The sequence below is a fragment of the Streptomyces sp. NPDC027189 genome (assembly GCF_055566975.1).
In genome coordinates this window covers 170,684-186,047 of record NZ_JBVHRI010000004.1, presented here as the reverse complement: position 1 = coordinate 186,047, position 15,364 = coordinate 170,684, and the positions used below count along the sequence as shown (strand labels likewise).

16 protein-coding genes and 1 pseudogene are annotated in these 15,364 nt (G+C 70.7%); 10 read left to right on the top strand and 7 right to left on the bottom strand.

The features are described 5' to 3' along the window. The first annotated feature begins 109 nt into the window (after positions 1 to 109). Genes ACZ4RZ_RS11820 through ACZ4RZ_RS11805 form a run of 4 tightly spaced genes read left to right on the top strand, consistent with a single transcriptional unit; the run spans position 110 to position 3,344 of the window. Positions 110 to 1,177 (top strand): PhoH family protein, encoded by a 1,068-nt coding sequence (locus ACZ4RZ_RS11820; protein WP_467743822.1) that lies wholly within the window; start codon positions 110 to 112, stop codon positions 1,175 to 1,177. A 12-nt stretch (positions 1,178 to 1,189) separates the two neighbouring features. Then, positions 1,190 to 1,687 (top strand): rRNA maturation RNase YbeY, encoded by a 498-nt coding sequence (ybeY, locus tag ACZ4RZ_RS11815; RefSeq protein WP_467743821.1) that lies wholly within the window; start codon positions 1,190 to 1,192, stop codon positions 1,685 to 1,687. Further along, positions 1,684 to 2,988, top strand: coding sequence for a hemolysin family protein (locus ACZ4RZ_RS11810; protein WP_467743820.1), 1,305 nt, complete (start codon positions 1,684 to 1,686; stop codon positions 2,986 to 2,988). The genes ybeY and ACZ4RZ_RS11810 overlap by 4 nt, the downstream gene beginning before the upstream one ends. Further along, positions 2,985 to 3,344 carry an MmcQ/YjbR family DNA-binding protein gene (locus ACZ4RZ_RS11805; RefSeq protein ID WP_467743819.1) on the top strand — a complete coding sequence of 120 codons (360 nt, stop codon included), beginning with the start codon at positions 2,985 to 2,987 and terminating at the stop codon, positions 3,342 to 3,344. Before ACZ4RZ_RS11810 ends, ACZ4RZ_RS11805 begins: the two co-directional genes overlap by 4 nt. Here ACZ4RZ_RS11805 and ACZ4RZ_RS11800 read toward each other — a convergent pair. Continuing rightward, positions 3,306 to 4,823, bottom strand: a complete 1,518-nt coding sequence (locus ACZ4RZ_RS11800; RefSeq protein WP_467743818.1) for an MFS transporter — start codon at positions 4,821 to 4,823, stop codon at positions 3,306 to 3,308. The genes ACZ4RZ_RS11805 and ACZ4RZ_RS11800 overlap by 39 nt on opposite strands. Before the next feature lie 144 nt (positions 4,824 to 4,967). Between ACZ4RZ_RS11800 and ACZ4RZ_RS11795 the strand changes: the two genes are divergently transcribed. Together ACZ4RZ_RS11795 and ACZ4RZ_RS11790 are read left to right on the top strand one after the other, a co-directional pair. Further along, complete coding sequence (locus ACZ4RZ_RS11795) at positions 4,968 to 5,789, top strand: helix-turn-helix transcriptional regulator (RefSeq protein ID WP_467744319.1); 822 nt, start codon at positions 4,968 to 4,970, stop codon at positions 5,787 to 5,789. A 48-nt stretch (positions 5,790 to 5,837) separates the two neighbouring features. Further along, positions 5,838 to 6,191 carry a cytidine deaminase gene (locus ACZ4RZ_RS11790; RefSeq protein WP_467743817.1) on the top strand — a complete coding sequence of 118 codons (354 nt, stop codon included), beginning with the start codon at positions 5,838 to 5,840 and terminating at the stop codon, positions 6,189 to 6,191. Positions 6,192 to 6,283: 92 nt separating this feature from the next. Here ACZ4RZ_RS11790 and ACZ4RZ_RS11785 read toward each other — a convergent pair whose 3' ends face one another. Then, positions 6,284 to 6,487, bottom strand: coding sequence for a mycothiol transferase (locus tag ACZ4RZ_RS11785; RefSeq protein ID WP_467743816.1), 204 nt, complete (start codon positions 6,485 to 6,487; stop codon positions 6,284 to 6,286). A gap of 8 nt (positions 6,488 to 6,495) precedes the next feature. Between ACZ4RZ_RS11785 and ACZ4RZ_RS11780 the strand changes: the two are divergent. Then, positions 6,496 to 6,711 (top strand): annotated as a pseudogene (locus ACZ4RZ_RS11780) (response regulator transcription factor); the annotation flags it as partial. A gap of 47 nt (positions 6,712 to 6,758) precedes the next feature. On the opposite strand, the gene era reads toward ACZ4RZ_RS11780, so the two are convergent. Further along, positions 6,759 to 7,718: a GTPase Era gene (era, locus tag ACZ4RZ_RS11775; protein WP_467743815.1), complete on the bottom strand. Its 960-nt coding sequence runs from the start codon at positions 7,716 to 7,718 to the stop codon at positions 6,759 to 6,761. 166 nt (positions 7,719 to 7,884) lie between these two features. On the opposite strand from era, the gene ACZ4RZ_RS11770 reads away from it, so the two are divergent. Both ACZ4RZ_RS11770 and ACZ4RZ_RS11765 read left to right on the top strand, forming a co-directional pair. Continuing rightward, positions 7,885 to 9,192 (top strand): ammonium transporter, encoded by a 1,308-nt coding sequence (locus ACZ4RZ_RS11770; protein ID WP_467743814.1) that lies wholly within the window; start codon positions 7,885 to 7,887, stop codon positions 9,190 to 9,192. Next, positions 9,189 to 9,527 carry a P-II family nitrogen regulator gene (locus tag ACZ4RZ_RS11765; RefSeq protein ID WP_388864606.1) on the top strand — a complete coding sequence of 113 codons (339 nt, stop codon included), beginning with the start codon at positions 9,189 to 9,191 and terminating at the stop codon, positions 9,525 to 9,527. Before ACZ4RZ_RS11770 ends, ACZ4RZ_RS11765 begins: the two co-directional genes overlap by 4 nt. 366 nt (positions 9,528 to 9,893) lie before the next feature. Here the strand turns inward: ACZ4RZ_RS11765 and ACZ4RZ_RS11760 are convergent, their stop codons facing one another. Together ACZ4RZ_RS11760 and ACZ4RZ_RS11755 are read right to left on the bottom strand one after the other, a co-directional pair. Continuing rightward, entirely contained in the window at positions 9,894 to 10,370 is a 477-nt protein-coding gene (locus ACZ4RZ_RS11760; RefSeq protein ID WP_467743813.1) for a hypothetical protein, read from the bottom strand. A 427-nt stretch (positions 10,371 to 10,797) separates the two neighbouring features. Further along, positions 10,798 to 11,640 (bottom strand): helix-turn-helix transcriptional regulator, encoded by an 843-nt coding sequence (locus ACZ4RZ_RS11755; RefSeq protein ID WP_467743812.1) that lies wholly within the window; start codon positions 11,638 to 11,640, stop codon positions 10,798 to 10,800. Positions 11,641 to 11,759: 119 nt separating this feature from the next. Between ACZ4RZ_RS11755 and ACZ4RZ_RS11750 the strand changes: the two genes are divergently transcribed. After that, positions 11,760 to 12,617: an NAD-dependent epimerase/dehydratase family protein gene (locus ACZ4RZ_RS11750; RefSeq protein WP_467743811.1), complete on the top strand. Its 858-nt coding sequence runs from the start codon at positions 11,760 to 11,762 to the stop codon at positions 12,615 to 12,617. Between the two features lie 14 nt (positions 12,618 to 12,631). On the opposite strand, the gene ACZ4RZ_RS11745 is transcribed toward ACZ4RZ_RS11750, so the two are convergent. Together ACZ4RZ_RS11745 and ACZ4RZ_RS11740 are read right to left on the bottom strand one after the other, a co-directional pair. Continuing rightward, positions 12,632 to 13,891 carry an MFS transporter gene (locus ACZ4RZ_RS11745; RefSeq protein ID WP_467743810.1) on the bottom strand — a complete coding sequence of 420 codons (1,260 nt, stop codon included), beginning with the start codon at positions 13,889 to 13,891 and terminating at the stop codon, positions 12,632 to 12,634. Continuing rightward, a complete protein-coding gene (locus tag ACZ4RZ_RS11740; RefSeq protein ID WP_467743809.1) occupies positions 13,888 to 15,204 on the bottom strand; it encodes a GH1 family beta-glucosidase in 1,317 nt (438 codons plus the stop codon). Before ACZ4RZ_RS11740 ends, ACZ4RZ_RS11745 begins: the two co-directional genes overlap by 4 nt. Between the last annotated feature and the right edge of the window lie 160 nt (positions 15,205 to 15,364).

Here is a 15,364-nt window from a genome sequence, read left to right as displayed (position 1 = left end):
AAAAGCCCTACGGCTCTGTCAGTGCGGCGACGTACGCTTGGAACCGCAAGGCTGCCCCCGTGGCAAGCGTGCCGATCAAGGAGGAAAAGCAGGCCTACAGAGCCGGCCCATGACTCAGACACCCACAGCTCACACCCCCGCGCAGGGACAAGCGAGAGCGCAGTTCACCGTTCCGGCCGCGCACCCCATGGTGACCGTGCTGGGCTCCGGCGACTCCCTCCTGCGCGTGATCGAGAAGGCCTTCCCGGCGGCCGACATCCATGTCCGGGGCAATGAGGTCAGTGCGGTCGGCGACGCCGGTGAAGTCGCCCTCGTCCAGCGCCTGTTCGACGAGATGATGCTGGTGCTCCGCACGGGGCAGCCGATGACGGAGGACGCAGTGGAACGCTCGATCGCCATGCTCAGGGCGAGCGAGAACGGGGAGGGCGACGGCCAGGAGACCCCGGCCGAGGTGCTCACGCAGAACATCCTGTCCTCGCGCGGCCGCACCATCCGCCCCAAGACGCTCAACCAGAAGCGGTACGTCGACGCCATCGACAAGCACACCATCGTCTTCGGCATCGGCCCCGCCGGTACCGGCAAGACGTACCTCGCCATGGCGAAGGCCGTCCAGGCGCTTCAGTCCAAGCAGGTCAACCGGATCATCCTGACCCGCCCGGCGGTGGAGGCGGGGGAGCGCCTGGGATTCCTCCCGGGCACGCTCTACGAGAAGATCGACCCCTACCTGCGCCCGCTCTACGACGCGCTGCACGACATGCTCGACCCGGACTCCATCCCGCGCCTCATGGCGGCGGGGACCATCGAGGTCGCGCCGCTCGCCTATATGCGCGGTCGCACGCTCAACGACGCCTTCATCATCCTGGACGAGGCCCAGAACACGAGCGCCGAGCAGATGAAGATGTTCCTCACCCGCCTCGGCTTCGACTCGAAGATCGTGGTCACGGGCGACGTGACGCAGGTCGACCTTCCGAACGGCACGAAGTCGGGTCTGCGCCAGGTCCAGGACATCCTGGAGGGCGTGGACGACGTCCACTTCTCGCGGCTCACGTCCCACGATGTCGTACGGCACAAGCTGGTCGGCCGTATCGTCGACGCGTACGAGAAGTACGACAGCGAGAACGGCACCGAGAACGGCTCCCACAAGGGCCGCGGCAAAGCCGGCCACAAGGGGAAGTAGACCAGCACGACCATGTCGATCGACGTCAACAACGAGTCCGGAACCGAGGTCGACGAGCAGGCGATCCTCGACATCGCCCGCTACGCGCTCGCGAGGATGCGCATCCACCCGCTCTCCGAGCTCTCGGTGATCGTCGTGGACGCCGACGCCATGGAGCAACTGCACATCCAGTGGATGGACCTGCCGGGACCGACGGATGTCATGTCCTTTCCCATGGACGAGCTGCGGCCGCCGTCGAAGGACGACGACGAGCCGCCGCAGGGCCTGCTCGGCGACATCGTGCTCTGCCCGGAAGTCGCCGAGCGGCAGGGCAAGGAAGCCGCGACGCAGCACTCCATGGACGAGGAGCTCCAGCTCCTCACCGTCCATGGGGTGCTGCACCTGCTCGGCTACGACCACGAGGAAGCCGATGAGAAGGCCGAGATGTTCGGCCTCCAGGCCGCCATCGTGGACGGCTGGCGCGCGGAGAAGGGCATGTCGGGCCCCTCGCCGGCCCCGACCGTGTCATGAGTCCTCAACTCGTCATCGGCGCCGTCCTGCTGGTCGTCGTCGCCTGGCTCGCCGCCTGCGCGGAGGCGGGCCTCGCACGCGTTTCCAGCTTCCGCGCCGAGGAGGCCGTACGCAGCGGCCGGCGCGGCAGTGCCAGGCTCGCGCAGGTCGCCGCCGACCCGACCCGCTATCTGAACGTGGCGCTGCTGGTGCGCGTGGCCTGCGAGATGGCGGCCGCCGCACTCGTCACGTACGCCTGCCTGAAAGAGTTCGACAAGACCTGGGAGGCGCTGGCCGTCGCCATCGGCGTCATGGTCCTCGTCTCGTACGTCGCGGTCGGCGTCTCCCCGCGCACCATCGGCCGCCAGCACCCGCTGAACACGGCGACGGCGGCAGCGTACGTACTGCTTCCGCTGGCCCGGGTGATGGGCCCGATCCCGCCCCTGCTCATCCTCATCGGCAACGCGCTGACGCCCGGCAAGGGCTTCAGGCGCGGCCCGTTCGCATCCGAGGCCGAGCTGCGCGCGCTGGTCGACCTCGCCGAGAAGGAGTCCCTCATCGAGGACGAGGAGCGCCGCATGGTGCACTCCGTTTTCGAGCTGGGCGACACCCTCGTGCGCGAGGTTATGGTCCCGAGGACCGATCTCGTCGTCATCGAGCGCTACAAGACCATCCGTCAGGCGCTGACCCTCGCGCTGCGCTCGGGCTTTTCCCGTGTCCCCGTCACCGGGGAGAGCGAGGACGACATCGTCGGGATCGTGTACTTGAAGGACCTGGCCCGCAAGACGCACATCAGCCGCGACGCCGAGTCCGAGCTGGTGTCGACGGCCATGCGGCCCGCCACCTTTGTGCCCGACACCAAGAACGCGGGCGACCTGCTGCGCGAGATGCAGCAGGAGCGCAACCACGTCGCCGTCGTCATCGACGAGTACGGCGGCACGGCCGGCATCGTCACCATCGAGGACATCCTCGAGGAGATCGTCGGCGAGATCACCGACGAGTACGACCGCGAGCTGCCGCCCGTCCAGGAGCTCGGCGACGACCGCTACCGCGTCACCGCCCGGCTCGACATCGGCGACCTCGGCGAGCTGTACGGCTTCGAGGCGTACGACGACGAAGACGTGGAGACGGTCGGCGGGCTGCTCGCCAAGGCGCTCGGGCGGGTCCCGATCGCCGGGGCCTCCTCGGTGGTCGAGCTGCCCGACGGGCGCGAACTGCGGCTGACCGCGGAGGCCGCCGCCGGGCGCCGGAACAAGATCGTCACGGTGCTCGTCGAGCCGGACGGCCCGATTGAGCCCCCCGAGGAGGAGAAGCCGGAGTGACCCCGCAGCAGCTGCGCGCGTTCTGCCTGTCCTTCAACGCCACCGTCGAGGACTTCCCCTTCAACCCGGAGACCTCGGTCTTCAAGGTGCTGGGCAAGCTCTTCGCCCTGAGCCATCTGGGCGCACGCCCGCTGACGGTCAATCTGAAGTGCGACCCGGAGGACGCGGTCCGGCTGCGCGGCGAGCACCCGGGGCTGATCATCCCCGGCTACCACATGAACAAGCGGCACTGGAACACGGTGACGGTCGACGGCGAACTCCCGGACCGGCTGGTCCGGGAGCTCATCGAGGATTCGTACGATCTCGTCGTCGCCGGTCTACCGAAGGCCGAGCGCCTCCGCCTCGACCGGTCCTGAACCAGCCTTCGGGCCTCGTCGGCCGAGTCCCACCGCGACCAGCACCGCCGCCGCCAGGACGATCGCCGCATCCAGGGCGAGCACCGTGTGGACGCCGCTCAGCAGGTCGTCCGACGTCGTCGCGAGGACGCCGAGCAGCGGGATGCCGACGGTGAGGCCGACCTGCTGAGTGGAGGTCACCAGGCCCGTGGCCAGGCCCTGTTCCTCGTCGGGGACGCCCGAGGTGACGGTCAGGCCGTACGAGATGATCGCGCCGAGGTGGCACATGCTGGCCAGGGAGACCGCGGCGGTGGCGAGCCAGACGGACCAGGTGTGCGCGTTCAGCCCCACCAGCGCCACCACGAACAGGCCCTGCCCCGCCAGCGAGCCGACCAGCGCACGGCGGGCGCCGAAGCGGCCGATGACCTTGGGGGCGTACACCCCGGCGACGGCCGACAGCACGCCCTGGACGCCGAAGACCAGACCGGTCTCGAAGGCGGAGAGGTCGAGGGTCTCCTGGAGGTACAGGGTCAGGACGAAGACCACCGTCGACATCATCGAGAAGGTGACCAGGCCGCCCAGATTGCCCCACGCGACCGTGCGGCGGCGCAGCATGGGGAGGCTGACGAGCGGGGCCTGGGCACGCGACTCGACGTATGCGAACGCGGCCAGCAGGAGGACGCCCCCGGCGAGGCTCGCGATGACGTCGGCGCCGCCGAAGCCGCGCTCGGCGGCCGTCGACAGGGCGTAGATCAGGGACAGCAGACCGCCGGTGACGGTGACCGCTCCGGGGAAGTCCAGTCGCGGTCGGTCGGGGGTGCGGGACTCCGGCAGCAGGCCCGGGGCCAGCGGCAGCACGATCAGCGCGAAGAGCGACAGCAGGCCCATCGTCGAGCGCCAGCTGAGTACGTCGGTCAGCACGCCGCCCGCCACCATGCCGACCGTGAAGCCGAGGGACAGCAGCGTGCCCGAGATGCCCAGGGCACGGTCGCGCGCCGGGCCCTCCGGGAACGTCGTCGTCAGCAGCGACATGCCCGTCGGCACGATCGCCGCCGCGCCCAGGCCCTGCAACGCCCGCCCGGTCAGGAACGACGCCGGGTCCCAGGCGAAGGTCGCGAGCAGCGAGGCCGCGCCGAACAGGGCCAGGCCCGTCAGGAAGAGCCTGCGACGGCCGTACAGGTCGCCGATCCGGCCGAAGAGGAGCAGGAAGCCGCCGGACGGCAGCGCGAAGGCGGTGACCGCCCACTGGAGCGCGGACTGGCTCATGCCCAGGTCCTTGCCGAGCACGGGCAGCGCCACGTTCAGGACGGAGAAGTCGAGCGCGACCATGAACTGCGCCGCGCACAGCACGAAGAGGACGAGCTTGTCACGGGTCGACAGCCGGGTGCCGAGCGGGGGTTGGGGGTCTTGTACGGGGCTGCTGGAGGTGCGGGTGGGGGTGCCTGGGGAGGTGCCGGTGAGGGGTTCGGCCGTCGTCTCGGTCGTGGTCTCGATCGCCATGGCAAGAGCTTCCTGCGGCCGGAATAACCGTGGGGAGCGGGAACTTATGCTGGTGGTCGCACCACCAGTCACCAAGAGGGGGATTCGAACGTGACGGAGGACGCGCTCAGGACCCACCGACGGCGGGAACTGCGGGACTTCCTGATGAGCCGTCGGGCCCGGGTGTCACCGGCCGAGGCCGGGCTGCCGGACGGCGGGGCGCGCCGTCGCACCCCCGGTCTGCGTCGCGAGGAGGTCGCCGTGCTCGCGGGTGTCGGCGCCTCCTGGTACCAGTGGCTGGAGCAGGGACGGGACATCTCCGTCTCGCCGCAGGTCCTCGACTCGGTCGCCCGCGTGCTGCGGCTCAGCAACGCCGAGCGGCGCCATCTGTATGTGCTCGCCGGGCTGAACCCGCCGGCGCCCGAGGTCGCGCCGGAGGACCGGGACATGTGCGAGGGGCTGCGTCGGCTGATCGACACGTGGATGCCGTATCCGGCGCACATCATGGACCGGTACTACAACTGCGTGATGTACAACGACGCCGCCGGGATGGTTCTCGGCATGCGTCCCGAGAACACGCAGAACTGCATCGTCGACTTCTTCACCGACCCGCTCTACCGGGGCCAGTCCCGGACGTGGGAGGAGAACGCGGGCACGGTCGTCGCCCAGTTCCGCGCGTCGTGTGCCGCCGACCCCACGGACGAGGGCTTCCAGGAGCTGCTGTCCCAACTGCGGGAATCCAGCGCCGAGTTCACCGAGCTGTGGGAGCGGCGGGACATCGAGGACGCCGGGCAGATCCGCAAGGAGCTCGACCATCCGCTGGTCGGTCTGCTGGCCGTCGAGTCCACCGCCATGAAGGTGCCGGCGCGGCCCGACCTCACGATCGTGCTGCACACGCCGCTGCCGGAGGCGAACACGGCGGCGAAGCTGGAGTGGCTGGCTTCGCCGGAGGGGCGGCGGGGGTCGATGTACCCGGTGGCCGGGTAGCCGCGTACCGCCGCGCGGGGTGGGAGTGGTGCTTCGTATGCTCAGGGCATGACCGACAGCAGCGCGCTTGACCCCGAGGACCGCAAGATCGTCACCCTGGCCCGTTCCGCGCGGGCCCGCAACGGTGTGCCCGAGGGGGCGGCTGTGCGGGACGAGACGGGCCGTACGTATGTCGCCGGGACGGTGGCTCTGCCCTCCCTGCGGCTGAGTGCCCTGCAGACCGCCGTGGCCATGGCGGTCGCTTCGGGGGCGAAGTCCTTGGAGGCGGCGGCTGTGGTGTCCGAGACGGAGGCCGTGTCCGCGGAGGATCGGGCTGCGGTGCGGGACCTCGGCGGGGCCGGGACGCCGGTGCTCCTCGCGGGGCCCGACGGGGCGGTGCGCGCCGTCGTCACCGCGGGCTGAGGCAAGGGTCTTTCGCCCCCTCTGCCCCTGCCCGTCGCGTATCTGGGGGCTGCTGCCCCCAGACCCCCGCTTCGGTCTTGACGGCCTCGTCCTCAAACCCCGGACGGGCTAAAGACCGCGTGGTGGGTCCTCGCCTCGACATGGGCCAGATGTTTGAGCAGCCCGCCCAGGGTGATCGACGAAGCTCCGACCGTCGCCGTCAGGCCGGCCGCGTCCAGCCCCCCGCACTTCCAGGCCAGGGTCGCGCGCTGCCGCTCCAGCGAGCCGAGCAGGGTGGCGGTCTCGTCGCCGGCCACGGGGGGCTCCGGAACTGGCGGCGGAGCTGACCCTGAGCGAAGCCACCGTGAAGTCCCACGTCACCCGCATCTTCGCCAAGCTGGCCCTGCGCGACCGCGCCCAGGCGGTGGTGCTGGCGTACGAGACGGGACTGGTCGTTCCAGCCCGTCCGGCGTTCGAGGACGAGGCCGTTCAGGCCGATGCGGAGGTCCGGGGGCGGAGCCCCCGGGGAAGGGACGGGTAGGGGCGGAGGCGGCGAAAACCTGCGACGGCCACCTGCCGGCCCTCGCCTCAGAACCCCAGCTTGCGCAACTGCCGAGGATCCCGCTGCCAGTCCTTGGCGACCTTCACATGCAGGTCGAGGAAGACCGGCGTACCCAGCAGCGCCTCGATGTGCTTGCGGGACTTGATGCCGACCTCCTTCAGGCGCTTGCCCTTGGGGCCGATGATGATGCCCTTCTGGCTGGGCCGCTCGATGTAGACGAAGGCGTGGATGTCGAGGAGGGGCTTGTCGGCGGGCCGGTCCTCGCGCGGCAGCATCTCCTCCACGACGACGGCGATGGAGTGCGGCAGCTCGTCGCGCACACCCTCCAGCGCGGCCTCGCGGATCAGCTCCGCGATCATGACCTGCTCGGGTTCGTCGGTGAGATCGCCCTCGGGGTAGAGGGCCGGGCCCTCCGGCAGCAGCGGCACGATCAGGTCGGCCAGCAGGCCCACCTGCTTGTCGCCGACCGCCGACACCGGCACGATCTCCGCCCAGTCGAACCCCAGCTCCTTGCCGAGCTGGTCGATCGCGATGAGCTGCTCGGCGAGCGTCTTGCTGTCGACCAGGTCCGTCTTGGTGACGATCGCCATCTTCGGCGTCTTCTTGATGGACGCCAGTTCCTTCGCGATGAAACGGTCACCGGGCCCGAGCTTCTCGTTGGCCGGCAGACAGAAGCCGATGACGTCGACCTCGGCCCAGGTGGTCCGCACGATGTCGTTGAGCCGCTCGCCGAGGAGCGTGCGCGGCTTGTGCAGACCAGGGGTGTCCACCAGGATCAGCTGGGCGTCGGGCCGGTGCACGATGCCCCGTACCGTGTGCCGCGTCGTCTGCGGCTGGTTCGCGGTGATCGCCACCTTCTGGCCGACCAGAGCATTCGTAAGGGTGGACTTGCCCGCGTTGGGGCGGCCCACGAAGCAGGCGAAGCCGGCGCGGTGGGGGGCCTCGGACGGCTTGGATGACGGGGTACGAACGCTCATGGCGCCCATTGTCCCTGATCCACAAGCCCCCGCCGCACGCCGTGCACCCCGGCCGTGCGCCGTGAGGTTCCGGAAACCCCCACGCAACACGAAACACGTCGGAAACGCGGGTGTGCACAACCGGAAACGCGCGCCCGTGACGCTCTGACGACGCCCTCGGACCGCTGGAGAGACCGTGACCCTGGCTGCCCCCCACATCGACACCGGTGACACGGCCTGGCTGCTCGCCGCCACCGCGCTCGTCCTGCTGATGACGCCGGGCCTCGCCCTGTTCTACGGCGGCATGGTCCGCACGAAGAGCGTCCTCAACATGCTGATGATGAGCTTCGTGTCGATCGCCCTGGTCACGGTGGTGTGGCTGGCCGCCGGCTACTCGCTCGCGTTCGGGGACGACGCCTTCGGCGGGCTCATCGGAGGGCTGAAGCACGCGGGCATGGCGGGCCTCGGCCCGGACAGTGTCCAGGGCACGGTCCCCACCCTCCTCTTCGCCACCTTCCAGCTCACCTTCGCGATCATCACCGCCGCGCTGATCAGCGGCGCGATCGCGGACCGCGCGAGATTCGGGGCCTGGCTGGTCTTCGTGCCGGTCTGGGCGCTGCTCGTATACGTTCCGGTGGCCCACTGGGTGTGGGGTCCCGGCGGCTGGGTCCTGGACAAGCTGGGCGCGCTGGATTTCGCGGGCGGTCTGCCGGTCGAGATCACCTCGGGCGCCTCCGGGCTCGCGCTCTGTCTGGTCCTCGGTCCGCGCCTCGGCTTCAAGAAGGACGCCATGCGGCCGCACAACCTGCCGATGGTGATGCTGGGCGCCGGACTGCTGTGGTTCGGCTGGTTCGGCTTCAACGCGGGCTCGGCCCTCGGCGCCAACGGTCTGGCCGCAGCCGCGTTCCTCAACACGCTCGCCGCCGGGTGCACCGGGCTGCTCGGCTGGCTCTTCGTCGAGCAGAAGCGCGACGGGCACCCGACCACGCTGGGGGCGGCGTCCGGCGCGGTCGCGGGTCTGGTGGCCATCACCCCGTCCTGCGGGTCCGTGTCGCTGCTGGGCGCGCTGGTGGTCGGTCTCGCCGCCGGTGTCGTCTGCTCGTACGCCGTGAGCTGGAAGTTCAAGCTGAACTACGACGACTCGCTGGACGTCGTCGGTGTGCACCTGGTCGGCGGGATCATCGGCACACTGCTCATCGGGGTCTTCGCGGCCAAGGAGATGACGGGTGGGGCCGAGGGGCTCCTGTACGGCGGCGGGCTCGGTCAGCTCGGCAAGCAGCTGGTCGCCGTGGTGGCCGTCGGGGCGTACGCCTTCGCCGTCACGTACGGCATCGGGAAGCTGATCGACCGGCTCATGGGCTTCCGGGCGGACGAGGAGCAGGAGCAGACCGGACTGGACCTTACGGTGCACGCCGAGAGCGCCTACGATCACGGGGTCCTGGGCCACGGTGCCCCGGTCTCGTCGTCCCTCCCCACCGCGCAGAAGGTCAAGACCCAGGCATGAAGCTCATCACCGCGATCGTCAAGCCGTACCGCCTCGACGAGGTCAAGACCGCCCTGCAGGAAATCGGCGTGCACGGGCTGACCGTCACAGAGGCCAGTGGGTACGGGCGTCAGCGCGGGCACACCGAGGTGTACCGCGGGGCCGAGTACCAGGTCGACCTCGTCCCCAAGGTGCGGATCGAGGTCGTCGTCGAGGACGCGGACGCCGACGCGGTCATCGACGCGGTGGTGAAGGCCGCGCAGACCGGGAAGATCGGGGACGGGAAGGTGTGGGCGGTGCCGGTGGAGACGGTGGTGCGGGTACGGACGGGTGAGCGCGGGCCGGACGCGCTCTGACCCTCCGCCTGGCTGCGGGCCGTGCCGCTGCCGCTCCCGCTGACGTCGGAGTCGGTGGGGCCGCCGCTGCCGCTACCGCTGTGGGTTCGCCTGGCAGGTTGCACGCCTGCCGCTACTGCTGTGGGCAATCGTCCCGCTGGGCGGGACGGGTGGGCACAGCCACCAGCGCCGGGTGCCGTTGCAATCAAGGCTCCCGGCACCGGGGCTGAGGTCGGGGGTGGGTCGCGCGACCCGGCGCTGTACGGGGTGCCGCTGTGCCCACCCGTGCCGCCCCTAGCGGCACGCATGCCCACAGCTACGACGACTCGGCGGTGCATGAACCGGTGCCGCTGCGCGCGGGCGGCACCGGTCTTCACGTGTGCGGGCTCAGTCGAACACGAACGGGCCCGGGGACTGCGGTGCGTCCGCCGTGCAGGTGATGGTGATGCCGAAGACCACCATCTGCAGGGAGCCGCCGTATGCCTCCAGGCTGTCGCCGGAGGCGACCGTGCCGTCGAGCGGGCCGACGGAGACGCCGCCGCCCGCGGAGATGGCGGGGTTCTTCGTGCCGGAGAAGACGCTCGTCCCGCCGCTCGCCTTCACCATGGTCAGTGTGGAACTGACCGAGTCCTGGGCCACGTCGATCGGGGCCGTGATCTCGGTGGAGCTGAGCGTGATGGTCGCGGCCGTGCCGTCCTGGGTGGCCGTGAGGGTGGCCGCGCCGCTGCCGCCGATGCTGCAGGTCGCGTTGATGGTGGCCGTCTGTGGGGTGACGGCCGCGGCGGCGGGCGCGAAGGCCAGGCCGGTCGCGGCGAGGGTGCCGGCGGCTAACGCCGCGGCGATTCCGAGTTGCTTGCCTCTCATCGGATTCCCTTCCCTTGTACGGGAATTGCCATGTGGGGATGGTGGGACCGGACCGCCCTGTCCGGGCACACGGGCTGCTCACTTCTGTGCCGGTGAGGGTGCGGGGAGATGTGTGCGCGGACCGTCCGCGAGTGGGGTGCGGGACGCCATGCGGCGGCGTATCTGACGGTCCGTCGGAATGTGCGGTTCCATTGATGCGCGGGCGGCTCACGATTGCAAGGGGTGCCGAGGCTTTCCTTCAAGGGTCATCAAAAGTGGCCGAAGTTGGGTGCCGGGTCGGGTTGTTCGCCCCCTCCGCCCCTACCGGTTCCGTCCCTGGGGCTGCGCCCCTGAAAGGGGCGCGGGGAACTGCGCGGCCGGCCCCCACGCACCCGCAGCCGAAAGGCTGGTACGGGACGGCTAGGGGCGGAGGGGGCGAAAAAAGCCGTCAGGAGCGGCCCGCGGTGGGCGACATGTCCTGGAGGCCCACCACCCGCAGGAGTTGGAGGCGCTCGTAGGACTCGGTGCCGGGACGGGCCGTGTGGACGATCAGGAGTTGGTTGTCTCCGGAGCTGAGAAGGACCTCGCAATCCAGGTCGAGCAGCCCGACCGTGGGGTGCAGGAACCTCTTCGTCGAGGCGCGCCGCACCGCCACCTCGTGCGACTCCCAGAGCCGGCGGAACTCCTCACTGGCGGAACGGAGTTCGGCCACCAGGCGCGCCGGCCCCGGATCGTCGGGCCGGGCCGCGGTGACGGCACGCAGATTGGCGACATGGCCGCGGGCGTGCTCGGCGCGGTCCTCGGGCGGGAAGAGGGCACGGCCCCGCGGGTCGGTGAAGAAGCGCCGTACGACATTGCGGTCGGCGCCCGCCTCGCCCACCAGGGCCGCCGCCATCGCGTTCTGTGCGAGCACGTCGCCGTAGTCGGTCATCACCTGCGCGGGTGCGTCGTGCAGCCGGTCGAGGATCAGCAGCAGACCGGGGCGGACATGCGCCGAGGCGCTCTCGGCCCGCGGCGGTTCCTCGCCCACCAGGTGGAAGAGGTGGTCCCGTTCGTCGCCGGTGAGCCGGAGTGCCCGCGCCAGCGCGGCCAGCATCTGGCGGGACGGGCGTGGCCCCCGCGACTGTTCGAGCCGGGTGTAGTAGTCCACGGACATGCCCGCGAGCGCCGCCACCTCCTCGCGGCGCAGGCCCGGCGTACGGCGTCGGGCCCCGGCCGTGAGCCCCACGTCGGAGGGCTCCAGCCGGGCGCGGCTGCGGCGCAGGAAGTCGGCGAGTTCGGCTCGGTTCACCTCTCCAGCCTGGCCGAACCCGCCCGTCTTATCCAGGCACTGCCAGTCCCCGGATCAGCGGGTCTCTCCCGCCGCCCCCGGCGCGGGGAGACGCTGAAGCCCTACGAGAGGAACCCATCATGCTTACGTTGGTGACAGGAACCACCGGTCAGGTCGGCCGCCGCTTCGTCCCCCGGCTGTTGCGGCAGTCGCACCCCGGTGATCACGTACGGGTCCTGGTCCGCGACGAGGCGAAGGCCGCCGCCCTCGCCGACCTCGGCGCGCAGGTCGCGGTCGGTGACCTGCGGGACGCGGAGGCGCTCGGCAAGGCCCTCGCGGGCGTCGACGCGGTGGTGAACATCGCGGCCGCCTTCCGTGGCGTGCCCGACGAGGAGGTCTGGGCGGTCAACCGCGACGGCGCCGTGGAGCTGGGCCGCGCGGCCGAGACCTCCGGCGTACGCCGCTTCGTGCAGGTCAGCACAAACCTGGTCTACGGAACGGGCCGTGGCCGTCCCCTCGCCGAGGAGGACCCGAGCATGCCCGGCGGCGAGATGTGGGGCGCGTACCCGGAGTCGAAAGGCCAGGCGGAGCGGGGCCTTCTCGCCCTGGAGGGCGGCATGGACGTGCGGATCGGGCGTCTCGCCTTCGTCTACGGCGAAGGCGACCCGCATCTCGCCGCGTCGATGCGGTGGGCCGCGCACTGGGCCGCCACCCAGCGCCTCCAGCTGGTCCACCACGCGGATGTCGCGCAGGGCCTGTGCCGCCTTCTGTACGCCCCGGGCGCGGCGGGTGCCATCCACAACATCGCCGACGACGCCCCCGTCACCGCCGTCGACCTCCACCAGCTCAACGGCGTCGACATCCCGCCCGCGCTGTACGAGCGCACGGACCCCGATCCCTGGCTCGGGATCGTGTCCACGGCCCGGATACGCCGGGAGCTGGGCTACCGCCCGCTGTACCCGTCGGTATGGACGGCGGCTGATGCGGGCGCCCTCTAGACGACAGGACCTAGTTAGTCCACGCCCCTGATCCTCCCCACGAGCACCGCCCCCGCAAGGCCGATCACCGCCGCCACCAGGTACAGCACCCGGTATCCGCCCAGATACGTCACGATCGGCGCGGCCAGCGCCGGCGCGGCGACCTGGGGCAGGGCGTTGGCGATGTTGATGACGCCGAGGTCCTTGCCGCGGTCCAGGGCCTTGGGCAGGACGTCCGTCATCAGGGCGAAGTCGACGGACGTGAAGACGCCGAAGCCCACGCCCAGGACCGCCGCCGCGACGATCGCGCCCGGCCAGGTCTGCCAGCCGGAGAGGGCCGCCGTGGCCACCGCCATCAGGACGCCCGACCAGATCACGAACGGTTTGCGGCGGCCCAACCGGTCCGACCACACCCCGCCCACCACGACCGTGGCGAGCAGCGTGACACCGTTCACCGCCGTCAGGATCAGCACGCCGTTCTCGGGGTCGTCGTAGTGCAGCCGGTCCCTGAGGTAGTAGAGCAGGTAGAGGAGTACGAGGGCGTTGCTCAGGTTGATCAGGAAGCGGGTCAGCCAGGCCCAGGCGAGGTCCGGATAGTGGCGCGGGCTCAGCCAGAAGGAGGCCAGGAAGGCGCGCCAGGACCAGGCGCGGCGGGCCGCGGCGGGCAGGCACAGGTCCGGGTAGCGCAGTACGTACGGCAGGACGCCCACCAGCGTGAACACCGCGCAGGCCGCGTACCCGCCGCCCACACCCCCCGCCACCGTCGCCAGGCCCGTCCCGCCGACCACGCCCAGGATCTGCGCCGCGCCCAGCCAGCCGCCCACGGAACCCCGCTGGAGCCGCGGCACCCGGTCGGGCACGGCCGCCGTGACCGCCGCGAAGGCGGCGTTCAGCGTCAGCTGGACCAGACACCAGCCGGCCGCCATCGTCCACACGCCGCCCGCGCCCGCCAGGAGCAGCAGGGACAGTGCGCCGCCCGCCGCTCCCGCCACGATCCAGGGCGTACGGCGGCCCCAGCGCGCGGTCGTGCGGTCGGACAGCGCGCCGAAGAGCGGGTTGGCGACCAGCGAGACGACCGCGCCCGCGCCCGTGACCCATGCCAGCATCGTCTCCTTCGACATGCCGGTACCGGGCGCGAAGTCCTCCGCCTGTGAGGCGAGGAGGATCTGCAGGGGGCCGTACCAGCCCACCCAGATCGCCCCGTTGGCGAGCGAGAGCGCCGAAGTCCAGCCCCGGCCGACCCGCTCGACGGGCTCGGTGAGAGCGGTGACCCGTACGGGGTCCTCGGTGGTCATCTCCGCGCCCGCAGGGCATCCCGCAGCCACGCGTACGACGCCTTGGGTGTCCGCTCCAGTGTGTCGTAGTCGACGTGGACGAGACCGAAGCGGCGCGCGTATCCCTCCGCCCACTCGAAGTTGTCCATCAGCGACCAGACGAAGTAGCCGCGTACGTCCACGCCCTGCTCCAACGCCCGGTGCAGCGCCCGGACATGACCGTCCAGGAAGGTGATCCGCTCCTGGTCGTCGACGCCTTCGTACGAGCAGCCGTTCTCGGTGATGACGACGGGCGGGAGCCGGTCTCCATAGCGCTCGTGGAAGCCGACCAGCAGCTCGGTGAGTGCCTCGGGGACGACCGGCCAGCCGAAGTTCGTGACCGGATAGCCCTCCAATTCGCGGACGGAGAAGGGGAGTTCGGCAGGCAGCGTCAGTCCGCTGAACTCGATCTCCTCGCCCTCGGGGGCGCCCACCTTGGTCGGCTGGTAGTAGTTGATCCCGTACCAGTCCAGCGGCTCCGCGATGATTTTCAGGTCCGACTCGACGTCTCCCGGCATCAACTCCCCGATGCCCTCCGGGTATTGGCCGAGCAGCAGCGGGTCGGCGAACAGGCGGTTGAGGAGGATGTCGTAGAAGTCGGCGGCTTCCACGTCCTCGGTCCGGCGCGATGCCGCCCAGGTGGGCCCGTGGGAGTTGGCGATCCCGATGTCCGTGGCGCCGGCCGCGCGCAGGGCCCGTACGCCGAGCCCGTGGGCGAGGAGCTGGTGATGGGCCACCGGCAGCGCGTCGAACAGGAGCTGCTTGCCGGGTGCGTGCGCGCCGAGCGCGTGGCCGAGCAGGGTGTGTTCGGCGGGCTCGTTGAGGGTGATCCACTTCTTCACGCGGTCACCGAGGCGTGCGGCGACGACACCGGCGTACTCGGCGAAGCGCTCCGCCGTGTCCCGGTTCAGCCAGTCCAGCTCCACTGGCAGGTCCCAGTGGAAGAGGGTCGGCACGGGGCGTACGCCGGCGGTGCACAGCTCGTCGACCAGGCGGTCGTAGAAGTCGAGGCCGCCGGGGGAGTTCACGCGGGGCCAGGAGACGGAGAAGCGGTAGGCGTCCACGCCCAGGTCGGCGAGGAGTGCCACGTCCTCGCGGTAGCGGTGGTAGTGGTCGCAGGCCACCGTCGCGGTGGAGCCGTCCTTCACCCGCCCCGGTTCGGCGGTGAAGGCATCCCATACCGAGGGGGCGCGTTCGTCCGCGGCCCCCTCGATCTGGTGGGCCGAGGTGGACACGCCCCAGAGGAAGCCGGGCGGGAACTGCGGTAGGGGGTTCGTCGCCATGCGCGCGATCATCCGTACCGGCGGTAACGGAAGTCAACGGGGCGGCGTGAACTACGAGTTACGGGTTTTTGGGGTCCGCCCGATCACAGGGGTGGTGCTCTGATCGGGCGACTGCGGGCCGTCTTGGGCTGGTCGCGCCCACGCGGCGGAGCCGCATAGGTCACAGCCCCCC

Coding starts and splice junctions, on each gene's coding strand:
- ACZ4RZ_RS11740 (WP_467743809.1), bottom strand. CDS start 15,204: ATGATCGCGCGCATGGCGACGAACCCCCTACCGCAGTTCCCGCCCGGC.
- ACZ4RZ_RS11765 (WP_388864606.1), top strand. CDS start 9,189: ATGAAGCTCATCACCGCGATCGTCAAGCCGTACCGCCTCGACGAGGTC.
- ACZ4RZ_RS11795 (WP_467744319.1), top strand. CDS start 4,968: ATGAGCCGTCGGGCCCGGGTGTCACCGGCCGAGGCCGGGCTGCCGGAC.
- ACZ4RZ_RS11745 (WP_467743810.1), bottom strand. CDS start 13,891: ATGACCACCGAGGACCCCGTACGGGTCACCGCTCTCACCGAGCCCGTC.
- ACZ4RZ_RS11810 (WP_467743820.1), top strand. CDS start 1,684: ATGAGTCCTCAACTCGTCATCGGCGCCGTCCTGCTGGTCGTCGTCGCC.
- era (WP_467743815.1), bottom strand. CDS start 7,718: ATGGGCGCCATGAGCGTTCGTACCCCGTCATCCAAGCCGTCCGAGGCC.
- ACZ4RZ_RS11800 (WP_467743818.1), bottom strand. CDS start 4,823: ATGGCGATCGAGACCACGACCGAGACGACGGCCGAACCCCTCACCGGC.
- ACZ4RZ_RS11790 (WP_467743817.1), top strand. CDS start 5,838: ATGACCGACAGCAGCGCGCTTGACCCCGAGGACCGCAAGATCGTCACC.
- ACZ4RZ_RS11750 (WP_467743811.1), top strand. CDS start 11,760: ATGCTTACGTTGGTGACAGGAACCACCGGTCAGGTCGGCCGCCGCTTC.
- ybeY (WP_467743821.1), top strand. CDS start 1,190: ATGTCGATCGACGTCAACAACGAGTCCGGAACCGAGGTCGACGAGCAG.
- ACZ4RZ_RS11820 (WP_467743822.1), top strand. CDS start 110: ATGACTCAGACACCCACAGCTCACACCCCCGCGCAGGGACAAGCGAGA.
- ACZ4RZ_RS11760 (WP_467743813.1), bottom strand. CDS start 10,370: ATGAGAGGCAAGCAACTCGGAATCGCCGCGGCGTTAGCCGCCGGCACC.